The sequence below is a fragment of the Acinetobacter sp. SAAs474 genome (assembly GCF_032823475.1).
In the GTDB taxonomy this organism is placed as follows: domain Bacteria; phylum Pseudomonadota; class Gammaproteobacteria; order Pseudomonadales; family Moraxellaceae; genus Acinetobacter.
This window is the reverse complement of the sequence record NZ_CP127915.1, coordinates 1,239,537-1,252,437: the sequence shown is the minus strand read 5'-3', so window position 1 is coordinate 1,252,437 and position 12,901 is coordinate 1,239,537. Positions and strand designations below refer to the sequence as shown.

10 protein-coding genes and 1 tRNA gene are annotated in these 12,901 nt (G+C 36.4%); 5 read left to right on the top strand and 6 right to left on the bottom strand.

The features are described 5' to 3' along the window. On the bottom strand, window positions 1-771 hold the full coding sequence (locus tag QSG86_RS06885) for a glycosyltransferase (RefSeq protein ID WP_317030811.1): 771 nt from the start codon (window positions 769-771) through the stop codon (window positions 1-3). 193 nt (window positions 772-964) lie between these two features. On the opposite strand from QSG86_RS06885, the gene QSG86_RS06880 reads away from it, so the two are divergent. Both QSG86_RS06880 and QSG86_RS06875 read left to right on the top strand, forming a co-directional pair. Beyond that, complete coding sequence (locus tag QSG86_RS06880) at window positions 965-2,134, top strand: nucleotide sugar dehydrogenase (RefSeq protein WP_317030810.1); 1,170 nt, start codon at window positions 965-967, stop codon at window positions 2,132-2,134. After that, window positions 2,131-3,153 (top strand): NAD-dependent epimerase, encoded by a 1,023-nt coding sequence (locus QSG86_RS06875; RefSeq protein WP_317030809.1) that lies wholly within the window; start codon window positions 2,131-2,133, stop codon window positions 3,151-3,153. Before QSG86_RS06880 ends, QSG86_RS06875 begins: the two co-directional genes overlap by 4 nt. Window positions 3,154-3,236: 83 nt before the next feature. Here the strand turns inward: QSG86_RS06875 and QSG86_RS06870 are convergent, their stop codons facing one another. The 5 genes from QSG86_RS06870 to QSG86_RS06850 all read right to left on the bottom strand — a co-directional run bounded on the left by QSG86_RS06870 (window position 3,237) and on the right by QSG86_RS06850 (window position 9,812). Beyond that, the gene (locus tag QSG86_RS06870; protein WP_317030808.1) at window positions 3,237-4,115 is read right to left on the bottom strand and encodes an ATP-grasp fold amidoligase family protein; all 879 of its coding nucleotides are present in this window, start codon (window positions 4,113-4,115) and stop codon (window positions 3,237-3,239) included. Window positions 4,116-4,373: 258 nt separating this feature from the next. Continuing rightward, entirely contained in the window at window positions 4,374-5,300 is a 927-nt protein-coding gene (locus QSG86_RS06865; RefSeq protein WP_317030807.1) for a branched-chain amino acid transaminase, read from the bottom strand. An 18-nt stretch (window positions 5,301-5,318) separates the two neighbouring features. After that, complete coding sequence (glnE, locus tag QSG86_RS06860) at window positions 5,319-8,078, bottom strand: bifunctional [glutamate--ammonia ligase]-adenylyl-L-tyrosine phosphorylase/[glutamate--ammonia-ligase] adenylyltransferase (protein ID WP_317030806.1); 2,760 nt, start codon at window positions 8,076-8,078, stop codon at window positions 5,319-5,321. Between the two features lie 73 nt (window positions 8,079-8,151). Next, on the bottom strand, window positions 8,152-9,402 hold the full coding sequence (locus tag QSG86_RS06855; RefSeq protein ID WP_317032693.1) for a HAMP domain-containing sensor histidine kinase: 1,251 nt from the start codon (window positions 9,400-9,402) through the stop codon (window positions 8,152-8,154). Between the two features lie 323 nt (window positions 9,403-9,725). Beyond that, window positions 9,726-9,812: transfer RNA gene (locus QSG86_RS06850), tRNA-Leu, on the bottom strand. Between the two features lie 180 nt (window positions 9,813-9,992). Here QSG86_RS06850 and queA point away from each other — a divergent pair. From queA to yajC, 3 genes are all read left to right on the top strand, one after another. Next, complete coding sequence (queA, locus tag QSG86_RS06845) at window positions 9,993-11,030, top strand: tRNA preQ1(34) S-adenosylmethionine ribosyltransferase-isomerase QueA (protein ID WP_317030805.1); 1,038 nt, start codon at window positions 9,993-9,995, stop codon at window positions 11,028-11,030. 301 nt (window positions 11,031-11,331) lie between these two features. Beyond that, window positions 11,332-12,462, top strand: a complete 1,131-nt coding sequence (gene tgt, locus QSG86_RS06840) for a tRNA guanosine(34) transglycosylase Tgt (RefSeq protein WP_317030804.1) — start codon at window positions 11,332-11,334, stop codon at window positions 12,460-12,462. A gap of 99 nt (window positions 12,463-12,561) precedes the next feature. Further along, entirely contained in the window at window positions 12,562-12,891 is a 330-nt protein-coding gene (gene yajC, locus QSG86_RS06835; RefSeq protein WP_317030803.1) for a preprotein translocase subunit YajC, read from the top strand. Window positions 12,892-12,901: the final 10 nt, after the last annotated feature.

Genomic DNA, 12,901 nt, shown 5'->3' with positions numbered 1-12,901 from the left:
TTACTGCCAAGCATCTTTAATCCAGTCAGATGGTAATACAAAACGATACCATTTTCCGCCTCCACCATTCACGGCATCTGGTGGATTAACTTCACCATGAAAAATAATAATTTTGGCATCTTTCGGCTTAATGGGTGGTTTAAAAAATGCCAATGGAATTTTTTGTAGACAGTGATACTTATAACTCTTACACCAATCATTTGGCCAGTATTGTAATTTTTGTTGCTGATCCATATACCAAGATAAATATTCTTGTTCATTGCGAAACTTATGACGAATTTCATCAAAATTTTCACGAAAATAAGTCATGAGTTGTGGAAATGCACCTAATTTAAATCGATAAACAGAACTATTGCCTGTAATACGCCAAGGACGTTTCCAGTCATGAATAATCAGAAATTCACCTGGATGGGTAAAAAATCCATCAATATTATCCACAATCACAACATCTAAATCGAGAAATAATGCATTCCCCGTTAAGTCATATAAATTAGGTTCAAATGTCGAGAGTTTATTCCATCCTCGCTCTGGGCTACCCGCTGGCAGATCTAAAGAAGGAATAGGGAAACATTGAACAGCTGGATTAATTCCTTCTGTATGATCTGTCAAACATACCATCTTAAAATCGATAGTCGTATGACGTTTAACCATATTATATAAACGATTGACATATTCTGCCCCATATTTATGTCCCCACTTCATACACAGAATAACATTCTGCTCTTGCTCATTTGAGCCATGTGACAGTATTTGGCTTTCGTTTATTTGCATCGATCTATCATCCACCAATATCGCAATGAATATCATACCATTACTCAATACAAGTTACTGTATCTGATTTTATTTCTCCAATAAATTACACTGAAAGATTATGATATGATATCTAGGCGATTTTACTCAGTTATCCATGATAAAACTTTGCAAAATATCGCAAACTAAAATAGAGAATTCAAATCGAGTGAATATGAAAATAGCAGTCGTCGGAACAGGTTATGTTGGTTTATCCAATGCCATGATCTTTGCACAACATCATGAAGTGATTGCACTTGATATTATAGAACATAAAGTTGAGCAACTTAACCAAAAAAAATCACCTATTCAAGATTTTGATATTTCTGATTTTTTACAGAATAAACCTCTAAACTTCAAAGCAACTACAGATAAATTTGAAGCGTATCATGATGCTGACTTTATCATTATTGCAACGCCAACCAACTATGATACACAAACCAATTATTTCAATACTCAAAGCGTAGAAAGTGTCATTGAAGATGTTTTAGCTATTAATCCTAAAGCGATTATGATCATTAAATCAACTGTTCCTGTTGGTTTTACCGAAAAAGTTAAAAAAAAGTACAATACAAATAATATTATTTTTTCACCAGAATTTTTACGTGAAGGTAAAGCTCTACATGACAATTTGTATCCATCACGTATTATTGTTGGAGAAAAATCTGAGCGTGCCGAATGTTTTGCTCATATGCTCATTGAAGGTGCAATTAAAAAAGACAGTCCAATACTCTTTACTGATGCAACAGAAGCTGAAGCAATTAAATTATTTGCCAATACTTATTTAGCAATGCGTGTTGCTTATTTTAATGAATTAGATACTTATGCACAGACATTTGGCTTGAATACACAACAAATCATTGAAGGAGTGTGTTTAGATCAACGGATTGGCAATCACTATAATAATCCCTCTTTTGGTTATGGCGGTTATTGCTTACCTAAAGATACAAAGCAATTATTAGCGAATTATCACCAAGTACCGAGTAATCTCATACAAGCAATTGTAGACTCTAATCGTACACGTAAAGATTTTATTGCCGACTCTATCTTAGAACGTCAACCATCTACTGTGGGTATTTACCGTTTGGTCATGAAAAGTGGATCAGATAATTTTCGATCCTCTGCAATTCAAGGTATTATGAAGCGCATTAAAGCAAAAGGCATTGATGTTATTGTATATGAACCCGCCTTAACAGAGACGGCGTTTTTTAAATCCCGCGTTATTCATGATTTAAATGAATTTAAAAAATTAAGTGATGTCATTGTGGCAAATCGTATTTCACCAGAAATCAGTGATGTTCAAGATAAAGTATATACACGAGATATTTTTGGAGGAGATGAATGAAAATTCTAGTCACAGGCGCTGCTGGATTTATTGGCTTTCATGTCTCAAAAAAGCTGTTAGAACGAGGTGATGAGGTTGTTGGCTTTGATAATCTTAATGATTATTATAGTCCCGAACTTAAACAAGCACGTATCAACTTACTCAAAGAAACAGCTCAATCTACAGACTCAAAATTTTCTTTTATTCATGCTAATTTGGCCGATAAAACAGCAGTAGAGCAATGTTTTAGAGCACACCACTTTGATCGTATTATTCATTTAGCAGCACAAGCAGGTGTACGCTATTCATTAGAAAATCCAATGAGTTATGTTGAAAGTAATATTATTGGTTTTACCAATATCATTGAAGCCTGCCGTTACGCAAAAACACCTCATTTAACCTATGCCAGCACCAGTAGTGTCTACGGCGCAAATACCACGATGCCATTTCGTGAACAAGCTGGTGTAGATCATCCTATACAGTTTTATGCTGCAACGAAACGTGCTAATGAATTAATGGCTCACAGCTATAGCCATTTATTTCAACTCCCCACTACTGGATTGCGCTTCTTTACAGTTTATGGGCCTTGGGGACGTCCAGATATGGCATTATTTAAATTCACTAAAAATATTATTGAAGGTCAGGCAATTCCTGTATTTAATCATGGCAATCATACCCGTGACTTTACTTTTGTCACTGATATTGCTGAAGGCGTAATTCGTTCTAGCGATCAAATTGCCCAACCTAATCCAAATTGGGATAGTTCGTTACCAGATCCAGCGACAAGTAATGCACCTTTTCGTATTTTTAATATTGGCAATAATAACCCAGTCAAGCTCATTGAATACATTCGTGCCATTGAAAGAGCTGTCGGCAAAGAGGCCATCTTAGACCTATTACCATTACAACCAGGTGATGTACCGGATACTTTCGCTGATAGTCATGCTTTAGAGCAAAGTGTCGGATATAAACCAGCAACCTCAGTCAATGATGGTGTTCAGCAGTTTGTAGATTGGTACCGTCATTTTTATCAAGTCTAGAACATTATTATATCACTAGGCAAATATCATTTATTTTAATACAAATGATGCTCTAAACAGTGATCAATATTTAAATCATATTGCTAAAAGCTATGCCAGAATTGACCTAATTTATGATCCCACTCTGGCGGTGAAATTACCATTCTACCCGTATTGGGTGTTAAGGTAATTTCACTAAAAAAAACGTGATCTGTAGATAGTAAAAAATCTATTCGACTATAACCATCTAAAAAACACAACTTTTCTGCTAATTGCCACATTTTTTTAAACTGCGATGGTTGAGCAATGGAGATAGGTGTATTTTGTTTTAAATCAACAGTAAATGGTTGTAAGCTCCAAGATTCATCATAAATATTAGAATACTCCACTCCATCAGCAGCATAAACATCAACCTCCACATACTTTGCTTGACCTTCAAAACAATGTACACGACAAGTCGTAATGATAGATTGTGTGGTCGGATCTCTATATAACTCTACATAATCTTCAATTAAAATCTGAGGTAAGATATCTTTATAATGCCATTCTCTCTTTCGATAATACATATTCTGTTGCAAATTGGCATTGGTTTTTTTTATTGCAACAGACCAATCAAAATGCTGTTTATTTTTACAAATAATTGCACTACCGCTATCATGGGTACATTTTAATACGAACCGCTGTGGTAATTGCATAAAATCAATTTCATTAAAATTGCGATACACCCCAATCAGTGGTACAAGATATTGCTCACCAATTTTATTAACAATAAACTCTCTGACAGCGTATTTATCTGCAAGTGTGGTATAAACTGTGCTTCTATCAAAAATCATTCGTGCCGTTACTTTTTCATTAAAGGTCTTCGGCTGTTTAAAATCAGGTATATAACCTAATTTTTTAATAAATCGTTTTTTCAAATATTTTTCATCAGAAACAAATAGCATCCTAATGCATTTAGCTTTATATATAAGAGTTTTAATCATGAAAGAGTTTAGGCTAGATCTTTTTATTGCAATTATAAACATATAAGAGTAGAAAAAGACATTTATAGAAGTATATTATTATAATTATTCTCAAATAATATAAAGAAAGCTTACATATCACAATATTTTTGATCGATAGAGAGATGTCTTATCCTAAAATATTTTTATAAGCTAGAGACTCAAACTATTAACTATATGGATAATAAAAACCGAGTTATATCAATAACTCGGTTTTAATAAATAAGATCAAAGATCGACTTATTTTACATAAGTTAACCAGTGTTCATATTTTGGATTTTTACCTTGTACCGCATCAAAGAATGCTTGTTGAATTTGCGTGGTAATTGGACCACGGCAACCCTCACCAATTTCACGGTCATCATATTCACGAATTGGTGTAACTTCTGCTGCTGTACCGGTGAAGAATGCTTCATCAGCAATATAAAACTCATCACGTGTAATACGACGTTCAATCACTTCATAACCAAGATCACGTGCAATCGTGATAATCGTTTGACGAGTGATTCCATCTAATGCACCACCTGCGATATCTGGAGTATGAATCACGCCATCACGCACCAAGAATACGTTTTCACCAGAACCTTGGCAAACATAACCTTGTGGATCGAGAAGCATTGCTTCATCATAACCAGCATGTGCAACTTCTTGATGAGCCAGAATCGATAACGTGTAATTACCTGATGCTTTTGCTTTACACATGGTGACGTTTGGATGATGATGAGTAAACGATGAGGTTTTAACACGAATACCTTTCGCCATTGCCTCTTCACCAAGATATGCACCCCAGCTCCACGCGGCAACTACAGCGTGAATTGTATTATCAGTTGCTGCAATACCTAATTTTTCAGAACCAATAAAAATAATTGGACGTAAATAGCAAGACGCCAAGTTATTTTCACGTACCACATCAATCTGTGCTTGTTCTAATGCTGCTTGATCAAATGGTACTTTCATTTGATAAATTTTTGCAGAATTCAAGAGACGTTTGGTATGGTCTTTTAAACGGAAAATTGCTGTTCCATTCGGAGTTTCGTAAGCACGGACACCTTCAAATACGCCCATACTATAATGTAATGTATGCGTTAAAACGTGAGTTTTTGCCTCACGCCAGTCAACTAATTGTCCATCTTGCCAAATAAAACCATCACGATCAGCCAAATTCATGGCGCACACTCCAAATTTTTATACACAGTCATTCTTATCCAACGCAAATTCTGCACTTGGATCTATTAATCTTTGCCATAGCTTGCAAACGACCTCTCGGGTACTATGCCACTGCGCAGCATTCACTTGCATGGATTGATTTGCAAGGGCTAAGCGGTGACTCTCGGCGCGTTCACGAAGATAAGCTTGAATCAATGCTGTCGCGTCGCTGCTGGATAAGCAATTTGCTTTTGCGGCATCCTCAAGGATTCTTACGTTGTCGGAGTAATGGGCGAGATCAGGATTCGACCCACTCCATGCCAATACTGCATACTGTGCCATAAATTCGATATCAACGATACCTCCTGCATCCTGTTTTAAATGAAAAATTCCTTCTTTTTTCTGTTCTTTCGATGAACCAAGATGATCTTTCATTTTTTGACGCATTTTTAATACTTCTTCGCGCACTAAAGTTTCTTCTCGTGGTAAGGTCAGAATTTTACAGCGTAATAATTCAAATTTAGCACGTAAACTTTTTTCTCCCGCAATTGATCTGGCACGAACCAATGCTTGATGTTCCCAAAGCCATGCATTTTTAAATTGATATTGCTCAAAAGCCTTTAAACTGGTCACCAACAACCCCGCATCACCAGAGGGACGTAAACGGGTATCAATTTCATAGACACGCCCATCTAATGTCTGTGTGGTCATCAATGACATAAATTTCTGTGCTACACGCATCGCAAACTCAAACGAACTGATTTGTTTTTGACCATTGGTATCAGCCTGCTCATCCATATAATGGATAAAAACCAAATCAAGATCTGAGCCATAACCCAACTCAATTCCACCAACCTTACCGTAACCAATCACAGTAAATGCCATGCGATCTAGGGTACAACGCTGTCCCTCTGCATCTACAGGATAACCATGTTTTTTTGCAATCATTTCATAAGCTAAATGTAAGGTTGCATTGACCGTAACTTCGGCAATATCGGTTAGGGCATCAGAGACTTTCATTAATGGACTTTCTGCCAATACATCACTGGCCGCCACAGTTAATACATTGGATTTTTTAAATAATCGTAAAACACGCATTTGATCTTCAATTTGATCAATTTCAATCCGTAATAATTGTTGGCGTAATGAATCTTCTAAATCCTGACGTTTAGGTAACTCAAAATCCATGGATAAAAACTCATCCAATAATACTGGGTAATGTGTTAACTCTTCACAGATCCAAGGGCTGACGGTTGCCATTTTAACTAAACGCTGCAATGCACCCTTACTTTCAATCAACATCACTAAATACACTGTTCGACGCAGTACAGATTCAACCAAAGGCATCAAACGCACTAGTGCAATTTGTGGATTATCTGAATGTAAAATAGCTTCAATCAGATGTGGCCAAAATATTTTTAAACGCTGGATTGCTTTTGCGGGTAACTTCTTTAATGCATGACCATGCCAAAATTCATACACTAAATTCTTAGCATTTTCATCTAAAACATCATTGAGCTGTTGTTCTATTTGAGAAAAACTATTGACCAAAGGTTCAGTTTCTTTTTCCTTAATCAAATGCTCAAATTGAAAAATCACTTTTTCACGTTTTTGATTTAAGACGGTTAAAAAATCATCCCATGACAGATAACCCAATGTATCAATCATCCGTTGGCGCAAATCTGTTTCAGTAGGCAAAGATTGTGTTTGTTGATCATTTAAGGCCTGAATAGCATGCTCAACTCGACGTAAAAATAAATATGCATCTTCTAGCTCAATCACAACATTCGGATCTAACAGCTCAGTTTCACCCAAATGATGTAAACTGACTAAGCATTGGCGATCTTGTAACTCTAATTTTGAGCCACCATAAATAAGCTGAAAGACTTGTACAATAAACTCAATTTCCCGAATTCCACCAGCACCGAGCTTAATATCATCCTCAATATTACGACGTTGTACTTCACGTTCGATCATGGCTTTCATTTCACGCATAGCTTCAAAAGCGGTATAATCGACATACTTACGAAAGACAAAAGGACGGGTCATTTTTAATAATTGTTGTCCCTCTTTTCCACCAGTCACAATACGTGCTTTAATCCATGCATAGCGCTCCCATTCACGTCCATGCTGACTTAAATATTTTTCTAAAGCGGCATAACTAATTGCCAATGCGGAACCATCTCCCCAAGGACGCAAACGCATATCCACCCGAAAAACAAAGCCTTCAGCCGTGATATGATCCAATAAATAAATGAGTTTTTGCCCCCATAAAATACAAAACTGCTGTACCTCAATACATTTACGCCCATTGGTTTCGCCTTGTTCATCAAAAGCAAAAATCAAATCAATATCACTAGATAAATTCAGTTCTTGTGCACCATGCTTACCCATCGCAATAATAATTAAATCTTGCAAATGCCCACTATAACCTATCGGTTCTCCATATTTTTGAACCAAAGGAATACGTGCAAAATCTTTTGCTACGCATAAAGCAAGATCTGCAAAATCAGAAAGTTCCTGTGTCAATTGAACAACATTGGTCAACTGATTGGCATCCTGCCAAATCCAGCGAAACATTAAACGTGCACGTAAAATGCGTATTTCACGCATCCAAATCACCTCATCAACAATACCCTGTAAAGTTGATTCAATCATTTGACTTAATTGATGACGGGTTAATGCTGTGGCAAAGTGATCTTTTTTATAATCTTCTTCCAATAATATTTTATGCTTTTCAACAATTTGCTCAGCATATTGACTGGCACGTAATGTTTTTTTCAATTGTTCTACATTCATTTTTAAACCTAAAGCATTGGCTGAATATCCCATTACTATAGTTATAACAGTTCAATTGCTATTTTTAAAAATTTTATGCAAATGCCTTATGAAGAACCTGTGCTTTAGGCAAGCTTACTTTAAAAATTGTACCCTGACCTTCTTGTGATACAACCGAAATCGTACCTTGATTTAAATCAATAAATCGTTTGCACAACACCAATCCCAAGCCTGCACCTTTTTCACCGCCTGTCCCTTTATGTATACTCACAGTCAGTTTAGGTTCAAATAAACGCTCAATTTGTACTTTAGACATCCCTAATCCACGATCGTAAACCGAAATGTGAATATGCGTATTATGCTCTTCAGCAGATAAAATCACTTCGCCAAAGCAGTCCACTGGCGTAAATTTAAGTGCATTTGAAACCAGATTCTGTAACACAGAGGTAATCATATTAATATCAGCATAAACATTCATATTTTTAGGTATATTATTGATGAGTTTTATATTTTTATTTATAGCTAAACCACCCAAAACATCCATGACAATTTGACTCGATTGAAATAAATCAAAATTAATGGGATGACAAACAAAACGACCGCCCTCTGCCATTGCCCAATTTAATAGGCTTTCTAATAAATGATAGGTAGATTGTGCCGTATCAAATAAATAATCTGCAATATCCTGAATACCATTTTGATCCAGCGTATGCCGCTCTTGAGCCAACACCTCAGAAAAACCCAATAAACCATGAAAAGGCGCCCTTAAATCATGGGCAATAATTTGAAAAAACTTCGTTTTACTAAAGTTAAGTGCAGATTGCTGTTCATATACTTCTTTTAATTCACTACACTCTTGACGTAATTCAAGAATATGCATCAAGTTTTTTATAAACTCTAAAATCACAGGAAGTTGTTGAGTATCATAATGATGTGCTTGATCATCAAATAAAATTACATGTCCAATGGTTTGGTATTGATGTTTTAATGCAATTAAGACAAAACGTGAGTGGCAAACCCCTAAGCAATTAAAATAATTAGAAATTTTCTCATATTTAGGATGATATTGATCAATATATAAATCATTATCAAACAAAGCATCCAAATCATCCAAATCATCACATGGCGCGATCACACAGGCCTGACAGTTTTGTTGAGAAAAATACCACCCATAAGGTTCTTCTTTAAAACACCAAATAGCATGATTGATCTTTAAATATTCACAAGCAAAATTTAAAAAATTAGCGATACGATTATCCTCTGTAAGCACACCAAGTAATAAAGACAAATTACAGCTACTTAATTGTTCTCTTTCCTCACCATTTTCTAATAATTTCACCTGTATTTCTCCATTTTTCTTTTACATAACATTTATTAGCAACAACACATTTCATATAAATTTTAACATTTTTATATCACTGCCATCATAGTTTAAATTCAACCAAATAACCAAACAAAAACATTCAAAGTTAATCCGCGTATTGTTATTAAAATATGAATAGAATGAATTATCTAAAACACTTTATGCGGGATTATTTTGCAATATCACGACGATACTTGATGATCCGGATATCTATGACTTAATACACCAACAAAGCTAGTCATTATAATACTTAGACAATAAAAAAAGCCCTCAAGTCTTAATGTGCTTGAGGGCTTTTTAATATATGGTCCCGAGGGTCGGACTCGAACCGACACGTCATCTCTGACAGCGGATTTTGAGTCCGCCGCGTCTACCAATTTCACCACCTCGGGAAGGTGTTGATGCGTATAATAAACGGTTTAAAATGCTTGTCAATGCTTAGTCGTTATATTTGTCTAATTTTAAGCCACTTTCGTCTTTTTTGCTTTAAGATACAGCAAAATCCGCTATTACAATAAAAAAAGCATATACTAATAGTCATTTTTAAATTCAACTATTTTTCGCGTCTTATCATGCAACTTTCAGACTTTAATTTTGATCTTCCGGATGAACTCATTGCGCGTTACCCACTTGAAACACGCAGTGCATCACGACTGTTACATCTTAATGCTCAAGGACACTATCAAGATCATCACTTTACTGACCTTATTGACCTATTAGCACCTGGTGATTTATTGGTGCTCAATGACACCAAAGTAATGAAGGCTCGCTTAAAAGGGAAGCGTGCTACAGGTGGTGCTGTCGAAATACTGGTTGAGCGTATCAACGATCAATTTATTGCACATTGCCATATCAAGGCAAGTAACTCACCTAAAGCAGGTGCTGAACTCTTTATTGGTGATGATAAAGTTAAAGTCACCGTTACAGGTCGCCACGAAAATTTATTTATTGTTGAATTTTCTCAACCTATTCTAACGGTTTTAGATCAATATGGCGCCTTACCGATTCCACCCTACTTTAATCGTGAAGCAGAAGATATTGATACTGTTCGCTATCAAACTGTTTTTAATGATCCAACCAAATTGGCCAGTGTCGCAGCACCAACAGCAAGCTTACACTTTGACCAAAACTTATTAGATCAATTGGCAAGTAAAGGTATTCAAACCACTTTTGTCACGCTACATGTCGGTGCTGGTACCTTTTTACCTGTACGCACTGATGATATTAAAAATCATATTATGCATAGTGAATGGTGTGAAGTTTCTGATGCAGCGATGCAATGTATTAAAGAAACTAAAGCACGTGGTAATCAAGTCATTGCCGTAGGTACCACCGCAACACGTGCCACCGAAAGTGCTGCTCAAGCCAATGGTGGTGAACTGAAAGGCTGGACAGGTGATACACAAATTTTTATTTATCCAGGCTATGAATTTAAAGTCGTTGATCGCTTAATCACCAATTTTCATTTACCTGAATCTACCTTACTGATGCTCGTTTCGGCATTATCCAATCGTGAAAATATTCTCACAGCCTATCAACATGCCATTGCTGAAAAATATCGTTTCTTTAGTTATGGTGATGCTATGTTAATTGATCGGTTTTTACCTTAAGCCGCTCTATATTCAATTCAATACAGATTAATTTAGCATATAAAGTCAGCCGTCAAGTACGGCTGATTTTATTGATCATGACTCTCCAATATTGCTACACATCATCACTACAATGTTGAATGGAGCAACAAATCGATTTAATTGCAAGCAACACAGATCATTTATATCCCAATCACTGATTGATCATTTTGCTTTTTTACAACAGTTTTAAGCTGGCGTTTCAATACAGAATCAAGGAAAATAGCTCCTTTTTAACAAAACAATCAGCGAACTGTTTTTTCGCCTTGATTTTGGATCGTCTATGAAGTTTGAAAAGTTGGCTCAGTCTGGTCGTGCTCGACGTGGCCGTTTAACACTTGAACATGGTGTTGTAGAAACACCTGTATTTATGCCTGTTGGAACTTATGGCACTGTTAAAGGCATGTTGCCAAGAGATATTGAAGAAATTAAAGCACAAATTATTTTGGGTAATACCTTCCATCTCTATCTTCGCCCTGGCCTAGAAGTGATTAAAGAGCATGGCGGCTTACATGAGTTTATGAAATGGGACAAACCTATTTTAACCGATTCAGGTGGTTTCCAAGTCTTTAGCTTAGGCGCAATGCGTAAAATCAAAGAAGAAGGGGTAACTTTCCGCTCGCCAATTGATGGTTCAAAAGTATTTCTTTCTCCTGAAATTTCCATGGAAATCCAGAAGGTTTTAAATTCAGATATCGTCATGATTTTTGATGAATGTACCCCCTATCCTGCCAGCCATGAAGAAGCACAAAAATCCTTGCAACTTTCCTTACGTTGGGCAAAGCGATGCAAACAACACCATCACCAAGCGTTAAAAAATACCAATGCCCTATTTGGTATTATTCAGGGTGGTATGTATGAAGACTTACGTGATGAATCATTAAATGGTTTGCTTGAAATTGGCTTCGATGGCTACGCCATTGGAGGGTTATCTGTGGGCGAACCTAAAGAAGAGATGATCAAGGTTTTAGACTATCTACCGAAAAAAATGCCTGCAGACAAGCCACGCTATCTAATGGGTGTAGGTAAACCTGAAGATATCGTGGAAGGAATTCGTCGTGGTGTCGATATGTTCGACTGTGTGATGCCATCACGTAATGCACGTAATGGACATTACTTTGTAACCGATGGTCTTGTCCGTATTCGCAATAGTCAATATCGTCATGATCAAGGTCCACTAGATCCACATTGTGATTGCTATACCTGCAAAAACTTTAGCCGCGCCTACCTTTTTCATCTAGAAAAATGTGGAGAAATGCTAGGTTCCATGCTGGGAACAATTCATAATCTGCGTTATTACCAACGATTCACTCAAGATATTCGTGATGCTTTAGATCAAGGTACTTTTGATGCTTTTGTTGAAGACTTTTATACGCGTCGTGGATTAGAAGTCCCACCTTGTCCAGAAGATTAATTCTTCAGGATTTGCACTGAACAAAAAGACCATGTAAATTGCTAACAGGTCAATGTATTCATTATCTCGTTAAACAGTTTCTCAATTTAGGAAAATAAAATGAGCCTTTTTATTGCTACTGCTCATGCTGCTGGTGAATCAGCACAACAACCCGGCCTAATGGCTAACTTACTGATGATTGCTGTTTTTGTTGCAATTTTCTATTTTTTAATTTGGCGCCCTCAAGCAAAACGTACCAAGGAACATCGTGCATTAGTACAAAGCCTTGGGGTAGGTAGTGAAGTGGTATTTGCTGGTGGCCTAATGGGGAAAATTACGAAAATTGAAGGTGACTTTGCAGTTGTTGAGTTAAGCCGTGGCGTGGAAGTAAAAGTACAACGTGCCAGCGTTGTATCGGTTCTTCCTGAAGGCACTCTTAATAGTCTTTAATCAAAAATGG

Bases quoted from the DNA above. Each gene is read 5' to 3' on its own strand.
- QSG86_RS06885 (WP_317030811.1), bottom strand. From the start codon at position 771: ATGCAAATAAACGAAAGCCAAATACTGTCACATGGCTCAAATGAGCAA.
- QSG86_RS06880 (WP_317030810.1), top strand. From the start codon at position 965: ATGAAAATAGCAGTCGTCGGAACAGGTTATGTTGGTTTATCCAATGCC.
- QSG86_RS06875 (WP_317030809.1), top strand. From the start codon at position 2,131: ATGAAAATTCTAGTCACAGGCGCTGCTGGATTTATTGGCTTTCATGTC.
- QSG86_RS06870 (WP_317030808.1), bottom strand. From the start codon at position 4,115: ATGATTAAAACTCTTATATATAAAGCTAAATGCATTAGGATGCTATTT.
- QSG86_RS06865 (WP_317030807.1), bottom strand. From the start codon at position 5,300: ATGAATTTGGCTGATCGTGATGGTTTTATTTGGCAAGATGGACAATTA.
- glnE (WP_317030806.1), bottom strand. From the start codon at position 8,078: ATGAATGTAGAACAATTGAAAAAAACATTACGTGCCAGTCAATATGCT.
- queA (WP_317030805.1), top strand. From the start codon at position 9,993: ATGCAACTTTCAGACTTTAATTTTGATCTTCCGGATGAACTCATTGCG.
- tgt (WP_317030804.1), top strand. From the start codon at position 11,332: ATGAAGTTTGAAAAGTTGGCTCAGTCTGGTCGTGCTCGACGTGGCCGT.
- yajC (WP_317030803.1), top strand. From the start codon at position 12,562: ATGAGCCTTTTTATTGCTACTGCTCATGCTGCTGGTGAATCAGCACAA.